Raw genomic sequence first — 17,732 nt, 5'->3', positions numbered from 1 at the left:
CATGAAGATAGGAACGGATATAATCGAAATAGAGCGGGTGCGCAAATCCGCCCAATCCGCTTCGTTTTTAAACGGAGTTTATACCTGTGCCGAACGCGAATATTACATGGCGCACGGAAAAAAAGAAGAAACGCTTGCGGGTATGTTTTGCGCCAAAGAGGCGGTTGCGAAAGCGCTCGGCACAGGTTTTTGCGGTTTTCGCCCGAACGATATAGAAATATTGCACAACGGCGCGGGAGCGCCGCAAGTTGCGCTTCGCGGAAAAGCCGCAGAACTTTTTCCGTCGGTGCAAATAGAACTTTCGATTTCGCATTGCAGCGATTACGCGGTGGCAACCGCGCTTGTTATGTAAAGTAATACCCATAAAGAAATGGTAGAGGGCATTAAAAATGTTGAACGTGTTAAGCGTGGACGAGGTGAAACAAGCCGAAGCGCGCGCGGAAAAATCTGGGCTTAACGAGGATATTCTAATAGAAAACGCGTCGGCGGCGGTTGTGCGCCGCGTATTGCGTATTGCGAAAAAGAGCGAAAAAATTTGCGTGCTTGTGGGCGGCGGCAACAACGGAGCCGACGGTTTGAGCGTTGCGCGTATGCTTTTTCTGGCGGGTAGAAAAGTTGAGCTCATGCTCGCGTCGGACAATTTCGGCGCGGCGGCTTCGGCTCGGTTAAAAGCTTGCCGCTTGCTCGGCGTAAAAGAAATATCCGTCGATAAATTCCGGCCCGACGATTTCGGAATTGTTATAGACGCTATATTCGGCACGGGGTGCAACCGTCCGCTCGGCGGAGTTGCGCGAGTTCTTGCCGAAAAATGCAACGCAAGCGCCGCGAGGGTTGTTGCTGTGGATATTCCGTCGGGGCTTAATGCCGACACGGGAGAAACCGAACTCGCCGTTAAAGCGTTTGAAACGGTCACGTTTTCGTTTGCAAAACTCGGGCATTTTATGGGGAAGGGACGCAACTACGTTGGGAAACTCACGGTTGCCGACATAGGGCTTAGAGGAGAGGGAATCGCGAAAGCTCTCGAAGAGGGCGACGCGGAATTTCCAGCGCGCGAGCCTGTTAGCCACAAATACGATTACGGACGCGTTCGCGTTATAGCGGGCAGTCCCGAAATGCTCGGCGCGTCGTTACTTGCGCACGAAAGCGCGGTGTCGGCGTTAAAATGCGGGGCGGGGCTCGTTTCGCTGTGTGTGCCGTCGTCTCTCCGAACTGCCTATCAAGCGCGCGTAAAAGAGGAAACTCTGTGCTTTTTGCCGGACATGGACGGAAAAATAATTTTCGATTCGGAAAGTTTGCAACCTCTGTTTGAAAAAACGAAAGCGATTTTAATAGGTCCCGGCATGGGCAAAAACGCAGAGCTTATAAAAATAATAGAATATATAAAAGATAATTTTTCGGGCGTGCTTATACTCGACGCCGACGCGCTCAACGCCGTTGCGGGCAATACGGAAATTTTGCGCAACAGAAAGTCGGATTTGATTTTAACTCCGCACATGGGGGAATTTGCGCGTCTTACGGCGGGAATGTTCGACGAAAGCGAGCCTGTTATTAGCAGAGTTAAAAAATTTGCGGCAAAAATAGGCGCGGTTGTCGTGGCGAAAAGCGCGACAACGGTAATATCGGACGGAAACACCGTTTATTTGAACGCTACGGGAACGCCCGCGCTTGCCAAAGGCGGAAGCGGCGACGTGCTCGGCGGTATGATTGCCGCTCTCGCGTGCCGTATGTCGCCGCTCGAAGCCGCTTTGCGCGGTTGCTACGTTTTCGGCAAATGCGCGGAAAAAGCGGAAAAAACTACGGGAACCGAGAGCCTTTTGGCAAGCGATATAATACCGTATTTTAAAGAAATTTAAAACCGTTTATATACGGCTATATATTAAAAAAACAGTCTGTCGAATTTTTTTTTCGGCAGCTGTTTTAAATTGAAACGAATTTTATTTTTCAATATATTTTCAATAGTTTTCGGCAAATCCGAGCGATATTAAAATGGCTTTGTCAACCTTGCGAATGGTGTCGCGGTCGAGCGAGCCGAGTTTTTCGCGCAGACGGCGTTTGTCGAGAGTGCGAAGCTGTTCGAGAAGAATAACAGAGTCTTTGGGGAGCCCGAACTGTCCTTTTGAAATTTCTATATGGGTGGGGAGTTTCGCCTTTGTCAGTTGGCTTGTAATCGCGCCCGCGATTATGGTGGGGGAATAGCGATTCCCGACGTTGTTTTGAATGATTAAAACGGGACGCACGCCTCCTTGCTCGCTTCCCACAACCGGACTCAAATCCGCATAAAAAATGTCGCCGCGTTTTATATCCACCGCTGATTATATCCTTTATTTGTTATTGCTTATATTAAGATTTATGTCGCCCATTTCCACATAGCCGTCTTTAACTTCGTCTTGTTCCATAATATGCGGGTCTATGGCGAATCGGTTCAGAATTTGCGATATAAAACTTTCGATATTTACGTCCATTTTTTGCGCCGCCTCCTCTAAAATTGCGTTGAGTTCGTCGTCTACTTCTATTTGATATACGTTCATAAATTATTCCGCCTTTAACGAATTCTAAACCTATTGTGTCACAAAACGACAAAAAAATACGGTAAGAAAATATTTTTTAGTATTGTTTTAATTTAAGCGAATATTAAGTAAAGCCTTTTGGGGTTAAGACGAAAAGAATCTATCGCCAACAAAAAAACAAACCGCGTAAGCCCAAACGAAACCGTTCTGTTTTTTTGCGTGCAAAAAAAAGCGGCGAAAGTGTTATAAAGGCATGTTTTAGAGTTGACAAAGCGGGGGCATAGTGCTGTTTCGACTTTTATTTTGCGCAAATGATAGAAAATACGAAATAGGTAAAATAAATATTACAAATGATTTTTATATGCTTTTCAAAAAATCCATGAGAAGTTGCTTTTGCTTTGGAGTTAATTTTGCTATTACGTCCGTTAGGTTTTCTTCTTTTTCATTAACGGCAAAAAATTCCGCAAGGGTAACTCCTAATCCATCGCATACTAAGCGCAACTGACCGATGGTAATATCTTGTTGACCGAGTTCGACTCTGCGCAAGTGCGTTTGCGAAACGCCTGCCCATTCGGCTAACTTATTTTGGGTAAAGCCGGCTTTTTCTCTTAGCTCTTTAATTCTTTCTCCTACGTCCATTTTGTCCTCCAATTAATCCTATAAATATAATTTAACGCGTTTTTTGTAAAAATATTAGTCTTATAAGGTTGACTATTTAGTCTTAAAGTACTATAATGATTATTGCTATAAGACTAACTATATAATTTGGAGTTAATGGAAGTATTATATGAGAAAGAAATATAAAATTTTAGGTGTAATTCTTGCTTGCGCAATGTTATTCTCGTTATGCGCTTGCGGAGATAACAGTGGTACAAATACGCTGCGAGAACAGACGTATACAATTCAGTACACCGATAATACAGGCGTACACTCTATTGAAGTGCAATCGGGGAAGTTATATTCCATAAGCGCAATACCCGAAAAGTACGGATACGAGTTTATGGGGCTTTATGATGCGGAAGTGGGTGGAACGCAATACGTGAATGCCGGTGGTAGTGCGGTTGCAGCGTTTACCGACAATAAAAATATTGTTCTGTATCCGCAATTCCGTGCGAAAGAGTTCACGCTTATTTTAGATTATCAAGGTGCGGCGGTTACGGGTAGTCGTTCGATGAAAGTTTCGTATAATTCCGAAATTAGCGAATTGCCTCTTAATCTTACTTTGGAAAACAAAAACTTTGTAGGCTGGTATACCGAGCCTAATCGCAAGGGCAACCAAATAGCAGACCAATACGGTGTGCTGCCCGAAAACAGAAAGGTTACGGAAAAGCTTTTTGATTTGTCCGATCCGGACGGCAACATAAAGTTATACGCAGGGTTTAAGGGCGAGGAGTTTACCGTTACGTTTTATTTTACCGATAGCGGGGTGCCCGAAGAAGTTTTGGTAGAGTACGGCACGCCAATTTCCGAAGTACAGTTGGAAACAAGGGTGGATGGTAAAGCCGTGCTTGTTTGGTCAAAAAAGAGGAATGACACGAATAAGGAGCAAGCGTTTACAGGTAAGGTAACAAGTGAAATGGTGTTGTATGCGGCAGAGTTCGCGCCTGTAATAGACTTTGACAGTAACGGCGGTAATAATATAAATTCAATTATTGCACGCGCAGGCGATGCAATCAATTTGCCTACGCCCGTAAGAGAAAATTATAAATTCGTAGGTTGGCAAACTACAAGCGGCTCTACGTTCAGCGTAACCACAATGCCGACGAGTAGCGTAAAGCTTACAGCAAAATGGCAAGCAATAATTATATTTGATACCAATGGGGGCACAGAAGTGGCAAATATTTCTGAACCACAAGGAACGAGCATTACTCTGCCCGAAACCGAAAAGGCAGGATATATGTTCGCGGGGTGGTATGACGGCAACGGAGAACAATATATATATACAATTATGCCGCAAGAAAGTCTGAGATTATTGGCAAAGTATTATAAAGTTTTAACAAAACAAGTTGTAATAATTGATTCGCTAACAAGTAAGGGTGGGTGGAAAAATGTATCAACAGCACCGAGTATGGATCAATCCAGAGATAATCTTGATTTAAGTGATTTGTATAATATTGGTGTTAGAATGATAAATGTTACAGTATCATACTATTCTTATGCAAAAAATGGAATGTCTTCACGGCAACAAAAAACTTTAATGGCATGGTTTTCAGCCGAACAGGCAAGCAATGCATATTTGATTTGGTCTTATGAAGAAGCGCATAGTGATAATAAATGGCATAGTTACACAAGGAAACAAACACTTGAATTAAATGCGCCTATTCTTTATATTTGCCGCTATTGTAGTGATACTGGCATTTATAGGGATTTGAATGGAGACTTGTGGTACAGTGATTACTATTGGAAAGATTTTTATGTGGAAATAGAATATCCTGATAAGAGTACGCTCTATTAAACAAGAGGAGAGTATATATGAAAAAGATACATAAGTTTATAGGTGTAATTCTTGCTTGCACAATGTTGTTCTCGTTGTGCGCTTGCGGAGATAACAGTGGCACAAATACGCCGCGAGAACAGACGTATACAATTCAGTATACAGATAATACGGGTGTACATTCTATTGAAGTGCAATCGGGTAAGCTGTATTCTATAAGTTCTATTCCCGAAAAAAACGGATATGAGTTTATGGGGCTTTATGATGCGGAAGCGGGCGGAACGCAGTATGTAAACTCGGGCGGCAGCGCGGTTGCCGCATTTACAGATAATAAAAATATTGTATTGTATCCTCAGTTCCGCGCGAAAGAATTTACGCTTGTTCTCGATTATCAGGGCGCTGCGGTTACGGGTATCCGTTCACTTACGGTAGAGTATAATTCACTTATCAATGATTTGCCGTTGAATCTTACTATGGAGAACAAAAACTTTGTAGGGTGGTACACACAACCCGATAAGCAAGGCATACGTGTTGCCGACCAATACGGTGCGATTCCCTCGAAAAATATCGTTGACGAAAGTATTTTCGATTTGTCAGATACCAAAGGCTACATATATCTCTATGCGGGCTTTAAGGGAGAAGAGTTTGCCGTTACGTTTTATTTCACCGAGAGCGGTGCTCCGGAAGAAGTTTTGGTGGAGTACGGCACGCCTATTTCCGAAGTGCAACTTGAAACACGGGTAGACGGCAAAGCTGTTATTGCTTGGTCGAAAAAGAGAAATGACACGACTAAGCAAGAAGTATTCAACGGCAAAGTAACGGGCGAAATGGTGCTGTATGCGGCAGAGTTCGCGCCTGTGCTTGACTTTGACAGTAACGGCGGCAACAATATAAATTCCGTTATTGCACGTGTGGGCGACGCAATCAATCTTCCTACGCCGATAAGAGAGAACTACAAATTTGTCGGTTGGCAAACTGCAAGCGGCTCTACTTTCAGCGCAACCACTATGCCGACGAATAGCGTAAAGCTTACCGCCAAATGGCAAGCAATGATTATCTTTGATACAAATGGTGGAACGGAAGTTACGAATATTTCCGAACCGCAAGGAACGAGCATTACTCTGCCCGAAACTGAAAAGGCGGGATATATGTTCGCGGGGTGGTATGACGGCAACGGAGGGAAATATACGAATACCGCTATGTCGGCGAATAGTATAAAATTATATGCAAAGTATTGGAAAGTGCTAAAAGACACAAGGGTTTTTATTAACGATACATCATCTGGAGTACAAGTAAGAAACGAAACTCCTAATATGGATAAAAGTAGATACGATTTAGACTTGACAGATATTTTCAATAAAGGCGTTCGAAGTATTGTCATCAATGTAACTTATCAATCAAAACATGACAGTGCTTCGGTATCCAATCCATACAAAACTTACATGAGTTGGTATAGGGAAAAAACAGCAAGTGATGTGTATAAAATATGGGGTTACAGTGAACAACACTCGGATTCCATTTATGAAAGATATACAAGAACTGCCACTATCCAATTAAGCTCCCCGATTCTTTACTGCTGTCTATATACGAGTTATCGAGGTTATTGGTCTTCAAATGGTAGCTTTTGGAAAGATTTCTACGTGGAAATCGAATATCCCGATATGTCAACTTTATATTAAAAAACAAACAAAAGGAGATAAAGGAAATGAAAAAAAGAAATCTGCTGATTGTAGCGTGCCTTATAATGTCGGTATGTGCAGTTCTCGGACTTTCTGCGTGTAGCAAGAAAGAGGTAGAAGGGCTTTATAAGCCTACGAATATCACCTACGACGGAACCCGCATTACTTGGGATAAGGTGACTCTTGCCGAATATTATACGGTGCAAATCAACGGCGGCGAGGAAAAACGGGTAAATACCAATCTTTTTACATACGACGCAAAGGGCGAAGAATTTGACGTAACGGTCAATTCGGTGATTTCGGACAAGTCTTACGGCGCTTCTATGCACTTTATTCCGCTCGATACGATAGAGAATATAAGCATTTCCGATGACGGTGAACTTTCTTGGGATGAGGTAGTTGGTGCTTCGGCGTACCGCATCAGCTTAAATGGCGATATTCTTCCCAACGATATTACGGATACGCATTACACGGCGCAAGCCGGTAGCAACCGTATTAAAATACGCCCTGTCGTTTCGGGAGATAACAGTTATTATTCCGCTTGGAGTGCCGAAAAGCAAGTGTTTGTAAATTCCGCGCCTACTAAAATATCTTACGACGGCGAGAGTCTCTCGTGGATGGGAAATGCCGTTAATTATGAAGTGAAAATCAACGGACAAGCGCAAGCGGTATCGGGTACTAAGTTCAGATACGATTCCGAAAACAAGGATTTTACCGTTGAGATAAAAGCTCTCGGCGACCATGTAACGTCTTTTGATTCGGCGGTTAAAGAAGATAGTTTTCATTATTTGCAACCTGCTACGGGGCTTATAGTGGAAAACGGTTCGTTGCATTGGGATAAAGTCGATAATGCCGAAGGTTATCAAATCAAGATAAATAATGTGGTGCAAAATCAAACGGTAAACGTTACGGAATACGATAGCTTGACGGCGGGAACTTCGCTTGCCGTGCAGGTAAAGCCTTACAATAACAGCGGCAATTATTTTTCGTCTTGGTCGGAAGAAAAGATTGTTTATATATTGCCTGCGCCTACGGTTTCTTGGAATTCCGATTTGGAGTTGGACGGCGATGCAAACAATAATTTTGTTTGGAACGCCGTAAGCGGAGCGGTAGGTTATAGCGTAGAACTTGAAAAAGACGGTATTGTAAATCGTACCGATTATCCGTCGGCGCAAATGGCGTTCGGATATGCTTACAGTCAAGTGGGCGTATATAAAGTACGCGTAAAGGCAGTTGCCGAAGCGGGTTCCGATTATTACGATAGTAAGTATTCAAAAGATATTGTAGTGGAACGCCTTGCCGCACCGCAAGCGTCCGGCAACAATTATATTACGAGCGACCCTTCGTCGCTTGCAAGCGGATTTACGGTAAACTATACCGCCGTTTCGGGCGCTACGGGCTATCAGCTTTATAAAGACGGCGCGCTTATGGAAGGAAAGCTTTCTACGGTTTTAGCTATTTCGGATAACGATGTTGCCGACGATGCGATTTCCGCACAGCAAGAGTACAATTATACGGTGCGCAGTATGGGCGGAGTGAAAAATATTTCGGGTAGCACTTATGTGTTCTTGCCGTGTTTAACCGAAAGTGCTCTATCGTTTAAAATCACTGTTCAGGCTATGCCTACAAACCTTACGATGCAAGGTTTTAACGCGCAATGGTCGGCGGTAAGCGGAAATAACGGTTATGCCGTAAAATACAGCGGAACGGTGCTTAGCGCCGCGTCTACTAATATTGATTTATCTACGCTTAAAGCCGGTAGTTACGATGTGTCGGTATGCGCGCGGGGTAACGGTGGAAGCACGCTTGCCTCCAACTATACGGCGCCTATTAGCGTGAACCGTTTGAATGCGCCTACGAATATTCGTATTTCTTACGGAACGGGCGAAGGGCAGCTTGGATTCGATAATGTGGCTAATGCCAAGAGCTATCAGGTTTACCTTGACCAAAGCGAACAAGCTTTACCCGAAAATGCTTTCGACAATATGTATCAGTACATTCGCGAGAGCGGTACGGTATTGCACATGATTTCCGTAGCAAACTATTTCAACGATTTGGGCACGGTATACTATATGACAAGCGAGGCTTCGCCCACGCAACAGTTTATCCGTCTGGCTGCGCCTACATTCCCCGACGGTATGTTCTCTAACAGCGTAGAACTTGTGTGGAATGCTTCGGGCAATATCAATACCGCAGAATACACGCCCACCTATGAAGTGTATGAAAGCGATGTTATGCAAACGGGCGGAGTGCAGAACGGCACGAGATTTAATATTCAATACTTGGGCGGCGGAAAATCTTATACTTTCCGTATTAAAGCGGTAGGAAATGACAGCAAGTATCTTGATAGCGCTTTGTCGGTAGCGGTAACAGTATACAAATTGAATACGCCTACGTTCGCCATTGACAAAGTAAAAAAGGCGTACACTTGGACGGGCGTTACGAACGCAAGCTCTTATGTTTTGGAAATCGACGGCGTGCGCGTGAATAACGATATTCACGTTTCGGGTTCAACTTATTCGTATGTGCCACACTATACGACTATCGGCAATCATACCGTGAAGCTGTATGCGGTAGGCGACGGATACAACAATATTAACAGCAATAACTTTACTTATACGCAAGTGGTAAAAGCGTGCTTAGCTCCCGAAATTTCTTACGGTTATTCCCATGAGCAATTTGTAAACGGCGGCACAATTGATGTTACAATTACGAAAGCGTCCGACAATGCAAACGGCTATTTATATGAAATCGCAGGTGAAAGCATTACTTCTTCCGCGAGTCAGGAAAGCAAAGCGATTGAGAGCACGGGTTCATACGTTATCCGTGTGAAGGCTTTGGGCGGCTTATTCGATTCCGATGACGTTTACTATATTGATTCGCAGTTTGCGGGCGGCGGTAGCGGATATTCGATTACGTTGCTTGCGCCTCCTACGGCATCGTCGTTCTCGCTCAATTCCGACGGTGCGGTAAAGTGGGCGACGATTACGGGCGCTTCGGGGTATGACTATCAAATTTCTTTCGATGGCGGCGAATATGAATCCGTGAAACATACGGGTACGGCATCGCTCGACCCTATCGAGAATTTCAAAAATTATAAGTCAATCAAAATAAGAGTGAGGACGTCCGGCAACGGCACAAGTACGATAAGCTCGGCTTGGGTAGAATTTACTTGGACGAATCCAAACTAATATGTTTGCACAAATTCTAACAAGTTTTGTATTGCAAACGGTATTCACCGTCGGAATAATTTTTCTGTTCGGATTTTTGATTGCGTTTTGCAATAAACGGTTTTATGCAAATTTCGGGGCGTTCGGCAGGCTCGCTTGTTATATAACGGGCGCCATCGGCACTCCTGTGCATGAATGCGCTCACGCTCTGTTTTGCGTAATTTTCGGGCATAAGGTAATGGAAATAAAGCTTTTTCAAATCAATTCCGCCGACGGAACGCTCGGGTATGTAAATCATACCTACAATCCGAAAAACATTTATCATAAGGTAGGGAACTTCTTTATCGGGGTTGCACCGATTATAGTTATTTCGGCAATCTTGTATTTGATGGCGTATTTATTATTGCCTGAGTTTCTTGTCGAATTATCGGCAGGAATACAGGTCGTTGACTTCGTTGCGGATTTCGGCGGGGCTCTATTAAGCATTTTATCGTCAGTGCCTATATTCTTTTTGTACGCAGTAACGTGGCAATGGTGGGTGTTTCTTATTGTGGGCATTTTTCTTGCCCTACACATGACGTTAAGCAAGCCCGATATAAAAGGTGCGTTGAACGGCTTGATATTTGTTCTTCTTGCGTTCTTGATTGTGGACGTAGTTTTAGGTTTGGTTGACGGTGTTTTATTGCAAGGTTTTACGAGTGGAGTATTGAGCGTTGCAAGCTATTTACTGTGTATTTTGGTGCTTTCGCTTATAATATCCGTAATGGCGTTATTGATTTCATATTGCTTCAGATTGCCCAAAAAAAACTAATGTGTATAAAATAATAAAATTACATAGGAAGGTGTTATTATGAAAAATTGTAGCGAAAATTACAGACGCAGATGGTCGCTGTTCATAAAAATAGTTTTTGGAATTGCATGTGTGGCGGTTGCGGCGGTTGTCGGCTATTTTGCGCTTAAATTTAGTGGCGGCGTAGAAGTGATAAGAAATAAAATCGGGAGTGGTGACAATAAATGGCAAACAGCTGTCGCGTTTACCGCAATCGAGAGTTTGTTGATAGTTTATATTATAGTGTCGATAGTTAATCTGTTTGCATATAAGGCTATTGAGGACAGTCGTATGTTCAGTCTACATATAATTATTGCGCCGATATTTTTGGTTGCGGAAAACGCTCTTTTAAACTTGATGCACGAAACATATTATCAAGTGACCATGACGGTATTTGCGGCTATTGTAACAAGCGTAGTTACATTTGCGGGTTTAAGGTTTTCATTTGAAAATTCAACACGCCAAAAACGTTTTAAAGAGACTGCGGATGTGAAACCCGATATTGTAATAACAAAATCCAACGGACGCTTTACGTTGGATATAGAAAGAAACGATTGTTATTTATGCGGAGCGTTTATCGGTAGCGTAAATAAGCTTTGGTATATAGACACCTCGAAAACCGGGAGTGAGTTTGAAATGCATGATTTAATTTATTATAACAGGAAAAAGTTGTTTCGGAAAAGTGATGGGAACTCTCAAATAGCAAATAAAATAGATAACGTAGATTTGGAGAATGCATTTATGGAAATTAGCGACTCTAATATTTATAGTATATGTAATGATACAAAAAGCGACGTATTCTTAATTTTCAGAGATATGGTAAACTATTATTATTTTGTTTGTTTGCCGTCGGAAAATAAAAAAAGCCATACTATCGGGGTCAGCGAGTATACCATGAATAAACTTGTGAGAGAAAACAGCAAAATGGTATGCAGAATATATAACGGGAAAAAGCAAAAGAAAAAGTATGTGTCATATAAAGCAATGGATTGGTTTGGAATACCTTACAATATTTATTCTGACATTTCGTAAGGTAAACAGTGCACTATAATTTTCAGTTATAAATTTAAATGTATTGTATATAGAATTTTTCTGTGCTATCTGCAAAACAGTTTTATGAATGAAGCGGAAATATTTTAAAAGATAGAGACATGAAAGTGTCTCTATCTTTTTTCTGTTAAACGATATGTTTGCTCGGAAACGAACAACTTACTTCTTTTCTTTAAAAACGTATCTATATCGCAAAGGGGTTACGCCTTTAACCTTTTTGAACACGCGGGAGAAATAGCAAGGGTCGGCGTAGCCGCAACGTTTGCCTATGTCGGCAACGTTGTCGTCGGTGGCTTCGAGTTCTTTGCAGGCAAGCTCTATCCGTTTGTTTATAAGGTATTGAACGGGGGATATGCCTTCGTTTTGGGAAAACAGGTGCGTAAGGTAATATTTGTTCACATACAAACTTTTGCACACGCTGTCCATATTTTTTATGTCGAGAAAATGCTCGTCGAAATATTCTTTGGCGGCAAGGTAGCTCGCGTTTTCTTTAAAAGTAAAATCGCTGTCGAAAGAAACAAGCCGCACGGTGAATAGCAGTATGATTTTCAGTAGGTGTTCCGCAATCGCTTCTTTAAGAGGCTGCGTTCCTTCCGTTTCGGCAACGAGCTGACTCATATAACCGCGAAGCGGCTCGTAGTATTCTTCGGTGTGTATAATGCAGAACTCGCGCTCTTTCAAAACTGTGTCGGGTTCGTGCCCGTAAAGTCGCAAATTTCCTATCCCTGCGAACAACAGCTCGTGAGCAAGCGCTTCGTCGAAAAATTCGCGGTGCAAGCAACCTTTGTTGCAAACAATAAAATCGCCCGCCGCAAAGGGATAGGAAGAGCCGTTTATTTCGGCTTTTCCGCTTCCTGCCGCAACGAATAAAATTTCCACCCCGTCGGCTTCGTGCTTATCGGTTAGCCAACCCGCTCCTTTATTGTGTAAACCCGCGTAAAGCAGGCGGGGGCGTTGGCGCAGAAGCGTTTTTTTTGTTATGCCGCTCATAACGGGCGCTTTAATGAATTTACGTTTTTAATGGGAGTATATGTGTCGTTGTTGCGTTTTAAAAGTTCTTCGGCAAGCGAAAGATAGGCGAGCGAACCGGTTGAGCGCGGTTCGTATTGCATAATGGGCACGCCGTAGCTTGTGGCTTCGACTAAGCGGATATTGCGGGGAATACGGGTTGAAAAAACCTTTTTTCCGAAAACTTTGAGAATTTCTTCCGCAACGTTGTTCACTATGTTGCTGCGGCCGTCGAACATTGTAAGCACAACGCCCTCAACTTCGAGTTGGGGGTTAAGATATTTTTTGGCGAGTTTAATGGTGTTCATAAGTTGGCTCAGGCCTTCGAGCGCGAAGAACTCGCCTTGAATGGGTATTAAAATAGAATCGGCAACGGTGATTGCGTTCACGGTGAGAAGAGCGAGCGACGGCGGGCAGTCGATAAGTATGTAGTCGTAATGGTTGCGAAGCTCTCCGAGCGCGGATTTAAGCACCTTTTCGCGGTTGTCCATGCTCACGAGTTCTATTTCGGCGCCCGAAAGGTCTATATTCGACGGAATAATATCGAGGTTCTTAACGGAAGTATGGCGAATGGAATCGGCGGCGGAATCTTCGCCCACGAGCACGCTGTAAATGGATTTTGTGAGCTTGCGCTTTTCCACGCCGAGACCGCTCGAAGTGCTTCCTTGCGGGTCGATGTCTATAAGCAGAACTTTTTTGCCGAGCGCGGCGATAAACGCGCCCAAATTTATTGTTGTGGTTGTTTTTCCTACGCCGCCTTTTTGGTTGGCGACGGCTATAATTTTCGACATAAAAAAGCCCTCTCAGTTTATCCTATTCGGTTCATTATAGCATAATGCAAAACTAAAATCAAGTTTTTTAACAAAACTAAAATTTTAATGCCGAAACAAATACTCTTCTGTTTGCAAGCCGATTTGCGCTGTGAATTTCGGCTCCGAAAAACCGCTTTGTTCGGGTTCGGAAAAATTTTCCGAAATTTATTTTATGGTAAATTCTTGACAAAACGTGGAATTACGGTGTATAATTATCGCTGTGCGTTATGCGCTTTTTACGCGCGCGTATATATTTTCAAAGTTATTTATGTAAAAAATTATTCGGATAGAGGAGTAAACATGGCCGAAAGAACTATCAAAACGGTGAAATACGGAAACACCGAGCGCAAAAGTTTTGCGCAAATTCAAGAAGTCATCGACATGCCGTACCTTATAGAGGTGCAAAAGGCGAGCTACGAAGAATTCTTGAAAAACGGAATCGACGAGGTGTTCAAAGATTTTTCGCCTATAACCGATTTTTCGAACAGAATCGAATTGCATTTTTTGGGGCATAAGCTCGAAGACAAGCCCAAATACACCGAAAAAGAGTGTAAAGACCGCGACGCGACTTATGCCGCGCCTTTAAAGGTGAACGTCCGCCAAATAAAGACGGAAACGGGCGAAGTTATAGAACAAGAAGTGTATATGGGCGATTTCCCGCTCATGACGCCCAACGGCTCGTTCATTATAAACGGCGCCGAACGCGTTGTTGTGAGTCAGCTCGTGCGTTCGCCCGGCGTGTATTTTAACTTCACTCCCGACCATAAAACGGGACAACCGCACTACAATGCGACCAACATTCCGTCGCGCGGCGCGTGGCTCGAATTTGCCGAAGACGACAAGGGCGTGCTTTGGGTGCAGGTTGACCGTATGCGCAAGGTGCAGGCGAGCGTTCTTATGCGTACTCTCGCGTCGGTTACCGGAGACGAAAAGTTCCGCAACAACGAAAAGCGCAGTTGGATTGCTCCCGACTATCCCATATCCACCGACGAAGATATTGTGGCGTTGTTCCACAACGAGCCGCTCATTGTGGGAACGGTTGATAAAGACATGGCTAAAACGCCCGACGAAGGACTTGTGGAATTGAACCGCAAACTCCGTCCCGGCGAAGTTCCCAACGTTGACAGTATTCGCGGATATATAGAAGGCTTATTCTTCGACCGCAGAAAATACGACCTCAGCCGCGTAGGCAGATATAAGTACAACAAAAAGCTCGCGCTTGCAGCCCGCCTTGCCGGGCAGACCGCAGCCGAAGACGTTATAGACGCCGACGGCGTTTTGTACGTGAAGAGCGGCGACGTAATCGAAGAGTCGGTTGCAATCAATATTCAAAATGCGGGCATAAATCAAGTTGCGGTTAAAGTGGGCGACGAGGGCGAAGGCGTTCATATAGTTATGGGAAATCGCCACGTTGACCTTAAAAATTACGTTTCGTGCGAGCCGAGCGAACTCGGCATAAACGAAAAAGTTTATTATCCCGTGCTTCGCGCACTCCTCGACGAAGCGGCGGGCGACGAAAAAGCGCTTTGCGAACTTATAAAGCAAAACGCCGACCGTCTTGTGGCAAAACATTTGCTTGTAGACGACGTTGTGGCTACAATCAACTATTTAATAGGACTTCGCTACGGCGTGGGTTATGTTGACAATATCGACCATCTCGGAAACCGTCGTGTGCGCAGCGTAGGCGAATTGCTTCAAAATCAGTTCCGCATAGGTATTGCAAGATTAGAGCGCGTAATACGCGAACGCATGCAAATTCAGAACGAAGCCGAAGTTTCGCCGCAAAGCCTTATAAACATTCGACCCATTGCGAGCGCTATAAAAGAATTTTTCGGTTCCAGCCAGCTCAGCCAGTTTATGGACGAGAGCAACCCCATTGCCGAACTTACGCACAAACGTAAACTTTCGGCGCTCGGACCGGGCGGACTTAACCGCGAACGCGCGAGCTTCGAGGTGCGCGACGTTCACTATACGCATTACTCGCGCATGTGCCCCATAGAAACGCCCGAAGGTCAGAACATAGGTCTTATATCGTCGCTCAGCAGCTATGCGCGCATAAACGAATACGGCTTTATAGAAGCGCCTTACCGCAAGGTTGAAAAGGTGCTCGACGACGCCGGCAACGTTATTAACGGCAGAGTTACCTCTACGGTGGAATATATGCCCGCCGACGAAGAGGACCGCTACCGCGTGGCGCAGGCGGGCGAACCGCTTGACGAAAACGGTTGCTTTGTGAACAGCCGTGTGCTCATGCGCTACCGCGAAGATATATCCGAAGTTGACAAAACCGAAATAGACTATATAGACGTTTCGCCGCGCCAGATGATAAGCGTGGCAACGGCGCTCATTCCGTTCCTTGAAAACGACGACACCAACCGCGCGCTAATGGGCAGTAACATGCAGCGGCAAGCCGTGCCTCTTCTCAAACCCGAAGCTCCCATAGTGGGAACGGGCATAGAGCATAAGATTGCCTACGACTCGGGCGTTATGGTTATAGCGCGCGAGGGCGGCGAAGTCAGCTACGTTGACGCGAACGAAATCGTGGTGCTCGAAAGCGGCGGAAGCGTGGCGCGTTACACTCTTAAAAAGTTTATCGGCTCCAATCAGGGCACTTGCATAAACCAACGCCCCATAGTTTCGAAAGGCGAAAAGGTGCGCAAAGGGCAGGTGCTTGCCGACGGACATTCCACGCAGAACGCAGAACTCGCTCTCGGAAGAAACATTCTTATAGGTTTCATGGCGTGGGAAGGCTACAACTACGAGGACGCAATTTTAATATCCGAACGCCTCGTTAAAGACGACGTGTTCACTTCCATTCATATAGAAGAGCACGAACTCGAAGCGCGCGACACAAAACTCGGCGAAGAGGAAATAACGCGCGACATTCCCAACGTGGGCGACGACGCTCTTAAAAACCTTGACGAAGACGGAATTATTCGCGTGGGCGCCGAAGTTGACAGCGGCGATATTTTGGTCGGCAAGGTTACGCCTAAGGGCGAAACGGAGCTTACCCCCGAAGAACGTTTGCTTCGCGCAATATTCGGCGAAAAAGCGCGCGAAGTGCGCGACACGAGCTTGCGCGTGCCTCACGGCGAGGGCGGCATAGTGGTGGACGTTAAAGTGTTTACCCGCGCCAACCGCGACGAAATGAGCCCCGGCGTAAATAAGCTTGTTCGCGTGTATATTGCTCAAAAACGTAAAATAAGCGTAGGCGACAAAATGGCGGGACGTCACGGAAACAAGGGCGTTATATCGCGTATTCTCCCCGAAGAAGATATGCCGTTTATGGCCGACGGCACGCCGCTTCAAATAGTGTTGAATCCTTTGGGCGTTCCCTCGCGTATGAATATCGGGCAGGTGCTCGAAGTTCACTTGGGGCTTGTTGCCAAAGCTCTCGGTTGGAAAGTTGCCACCCCCGTGTTCGACGGCGCGAACGAAAGCGACATTCGCAAACTTCTCGGCGAAAACGGTTTCGTGAATCCCGAAGGCAAGGTAGACGGCAAAATTCAAATGTACGACGGCAGAACGGGCGAGCCGTTTGAAAACCGCGCCACAGTGGGCTACATGTATATGATAAAGCTTATCCACTTGGTAGACGACAAAATTCACGCCCGAAGCACAGGACCTTACTCGCTTGTAACGCAACAGCCTCTCGGCGGTAAAGCGCAATTCGGCGGACAGCGTTTCGGCGAAATGGAAGTGTGGGCGTTGTACGCTTACGGCGCCGCGAATATCCTGCAAGAAATCATGACGGTTAAATCCGACGACGTTGTGGGCAGAGTAAAAACTTACGAGTCGATTGTTAAAGGACTCAACATATCCGAGCCGGGCGTTCCCGAATCGTTTAAGGTGCTTATAAAAGAATTGCAAGCTCTTGCGCTCGACGTTAAGGTGCTCACCGAAGACAAGGTTGAAATCGGAATAAAAGACCTTATCGAAGACGAACTCGACGAACCCGAAGAGAAGAACAGATTCAAGCATTACGAAGCGGGCGAAATCAACTTCGACGACGAAATCGACCTTATCGGCGACGACGCGTTCAACGACGACCTTACCGCCGACGACGATGGCGGAAGCCTGTTCTCCGACGAGGACGAATTCTCGTTCGACGACCTCGACGACCCGTTCGCGGATTCGGAGCTTGACGACCTCGACGACGATGCGGAATTCGGCGAAGATTTCGACGACGATAACCCGAAATCCAAGAAGAAAGGCAAAAAGGCGTAACGAGAGGAGAGTGAGT

Annotated in this window: 14 protein-coding genes; 8 read left to right on the top strand and 6 right to left on the bottom strand. The window is 45.1% G+C overall.

Going from position 1 to position 17,732, the window contains the following annotated elements:
• Position 1: 1 nt before the first annotated feature.
• Positions 2 to 352, top strand: coding sequence for a holo-ACP synthase (acpS, locus tag NFR62_RS07540; protein ID WP_251616945.1), 351 nt, complete (start codon positions 2 to 4; stop codon positions 350 to 352).
• A 37-nt stretch (positions 353 to 389) separates the two neighbouring features.
• Positions 390 to 1,853, top strand: coding sequence for an NAD(P)H-hydrate dehydratase (locus tag NFR62_RS07535; protein WP_251616944.1), 1,464 nt, complete (start codon positions 390 to 392; stop codon positions 1,851 to 1,853).
• Positions 1,854 to 1,952: 99 nt separating this feature from the next.
• On the opposite strand, the gene NFR62_RS07530 is transcribed toward NFR62_RS07535, so the two are convergent.
• The 3 genes from NFR62_RS07530 to NFR62_RS07520 all read right to left on the bottom strand — a co-directional run bounded on the left by NFR62_RS07530 (position 1,953) and on the right by NFR62_RS07520 (position 3,146).
• Positions 1,953 to 2,306 (bottom strand): type II toxin-antitoxin system PemK/MazF family toxin, encoded by a 354-nt coding sequence (locus NFR62_RS07530; RefSeq protein ID WP_251616943.1) that lies wholly within the window; start codon positions 2,304 to 2,306, stop codon positions 1,953 to 1,955.
• A 15-nt stretch (positions 2,307 to 2,321) separates the two neighbouring features.
• Entirely contained in the window at positions 2,322 to 2,528 is a 207-nt protein-coding gene (locus NFR62_RS07525) for a hypothetical protein (protein WP_251616942.1), read from the bottom strand.
• A 336-nt stretch (positions 2,529 to 2,864) separates the two neighbouring features.
• Complete coding sequence (locus tag NFR62_RS07520) at positions 2,865 to 3,146, bottom strand: helix-turn-helix domain-containing protein (RefSeq protein WP_251616940.1); 282 nt, start codon at positions 3,144 to 3,146, stop codon at positions 2,865 to 2,867.
• Positions 3,147 to 3,294: 148 nt separating this feature from the next.
• Here NFR62_RS07520 and NFR62_RS07515 point away from each other — a divergent pair, with 148 nt between their 5' ends.
• Genes NFR62_RS07515 through NFR62_RS07505 form a run of 3 tightly spaced genes read left to right on the top strand, consistent with a single transcriptional unit; the run spans position 3,295 to position 9,811 of the window.
• Positions 3,295 to 4,962, top strand: a complete 1,668-nt coding sequence (locus NFR62_RS07515; RefSeq protein WP_251616939.1) for an InlB B-repeat-containing protein — start codon at positions 3,295 to 3,297, stop codon at positions 4,960 to 4,962.
• 17 nt (positions 4,963 to 4,979) lie between these two features.
• Positions 4,980 to 6,620 carry an InlB B-repeat-containing protein gene (locus tag NFR62_RS07510; RefSeq protein WP_251616934.1) on the top strand — a complete coding sequence of 547 codons (1,641 nt, stop codon included), beginning with the start codon at positions 4,980 to 4,982 and terminating at the stop codon, positions 6,618 to 6,620.
• A gap of 26 nt (positions 6,621 to 6,646) precedes the next feature.
• Entirely contained in the window at positions 6,647 to 9,811 is a 3,165-nt protein-coding gene (locus tag NFR62_RS07505; RefSeq protein ID WP_251616933.1) for a phage tail protein, read from the top strand.
• 16 nt (positions 9,812 to 9,827) lie between these two features.
• On the opposite strand, the gene NFR62_RS07500 is transcribed toward NFR62_RS07505, so the two are convergent.
• Entirely contained in the window at positions 9,828 to 10,049 is a 222-nt protein-coding gene (locus tag NFR62_RS07500) for a hypothetical protein (RefSeq protein WP_251616999.1), read from the bottom strand.
• Between NFR62_RS07500 and NFR62_RS07495 the strand changes: the two genes are divergently transcribed.
• Both NFR62_RS07495 and NFR62_RS07490 read left to right on the top strand, forming a co-directional pair.
• A complete protein-coding gene (locus NFR62_RS07495) occupies positions 9,978 to 10,601 on the top strand; it encodes a metalloprotease family protein (RefSeq protein WP_251616995.1) in 624 nt (207 codons plus the stop codon). The two genes, NFR62_RS07500 and NFR62_RS07495, sit on opposite strands and share 72 nt — an antisense overlap.
• A 111-nt stretch (positions 10,602 to 10,712) precedes the next feature.
• Positions 10,713 to 11,651 carry a hypothetical protein gene (locus NFR62_RS07490; RefSeq protein ID WP_251616932.1) on the top strand — a complete coding sequence of 313 codons (939 nt, stop codon included), beginning with the start codon at positions 10,713 to 10,715 and terminating at the stop codon, positions 11,649 to 11,651.
• 177 nt (positions 11,652 to 11,828) lie between these two features.
• On the opposite strand, the gene NFR62_RS07485 is transcribed toward NFR62_RS07490, so the two are convergent.
• Positions 11,829 to 12,659 carry an AraC family transcriptional regulator gene (locus NFR62_RS07485; protein ID WP_251616931.1) on the bottom strand — a complete coding sequence of 277 codons (831 nt, stop codon included), beginning with the start codon at positions 12,657 to 12,659 and terminating at the stop codon, positions 11,829 to 11,831.
• Positions 12,656 to 13,468 carry a ParA family protein gene (locus NFR62_RS07480; protein WP_251616930.1) on the bottom strand — a complete coding sequence of 271 codons (813 nt, stop codon included), beginning with the start codon at positions 13,466 to 13,468 and terminating at the stop codon, positions 12,656 to 12,658. Before NFR62_RS07480 ends, NFR62_RS07485 begins: the two co-directional genes overlap by 4 nt.
• 321 nt (positions 13,469 to 13,789) lie before the next feature.
• Between NFR62_RS07480 and rpoB the strand changes: the two genes are divergently transcribed.
• Positions 13,790 to 17,716 carry a DNA-directed RNA polymerase subunit beta gene (gene rpoB / locus NFR62_RS07475; protein WP_251616929.1) on the top strand — a complete coding sequence of 1,309 codons (3,927 nt, stop codon included), beginning with the start codon at positions 13,790 to 13,792 and terminating at the stop codon, positions 17,714 to 17,716.
• The last annotated feature ends 16 nt before the right edge of the window (positions 17,717 to 17,732 follow it).

The sequence above is a fragment of the Pumilibacter muris genome, from assembly GCF_943193045.1.
Taxonomy (GTDB): Bacteria; Bacillota; Clostridia; order Christensenellales; family Pumilibacteraceae; genus Pumilibacter; species Pumilibacter muris.
This window is presented reverse-complemented; position numbering and strand designations above follow the sequence as displayed.

Coding starts and splice junctions, on each gene's coding strand:
- acpS (WP_251616945.1), top strand. CDS start 2: ATGAAGATAGGAACGGATATAATCGAAATAGAGCGGGTGCGCAAATCC.
- rpoB (WP_251616929.1), top strand. CDS start 13,790: ATGGCCGAAAGAACTATCAAAACGGTGAAATACGGAAACACCGAGCGC.
- NFR62_RS07510 (WP_251616934.1), top strand. CDS start 4,980: ATGAAAAAGATACATAAGTTTATAGGTGTAATTCTTGCTTGCACAATG.
- NFR62_RS07480 (WP_251616930.1), bottom strand. CDS start 13,468: ATGTCGAAAATTATAGCCGTCGCCAACCAAAAAGGCGGCGTAGGAAAA.
- NFR62_RS07515 (WP_251616939.1), top strand. CDS start 3,295: ATGAGAAAGAAATATAAAATTTTAGGTGTAATTCTTGCTTGCGCAATG.
- NFR62_RS07535 (WP_251616944.1), top strand. CDS start 390: ATGTTGAACGTGTTAAGCGTGGACGAGGTGAAACAAGCCGAAGCGCGC.
- NFR62_RS07485 (WP_251616931.1), bottom strand. CDS start 12,659: ATGAGCGGCATAACAAAAAAAACGCTTCTGCGCCAACGCCCCCGCCTG.
- NFR62_RS07525 (WP_251616942.1), bottom strand. CDS start 2,528: ATGAACGTATATCAAATAGAAGTAGACGACGAACTCAACGCAATTTTA.
- NFR62_RS07505 (WP_251616933.1), top strand. CDS start 6,647: ATGAAAAAAAGAAATCTGCTGATTGTAGCGTGCCTTATAATGTCGGTA.
- NFR62_RS07520 (WP_251616940.1), bottom strand. CDS start 3,146: ATGGACGTAGGAGAAAGAATTAAAGAGCTAAGAGAAAAAGCCGGCTTT.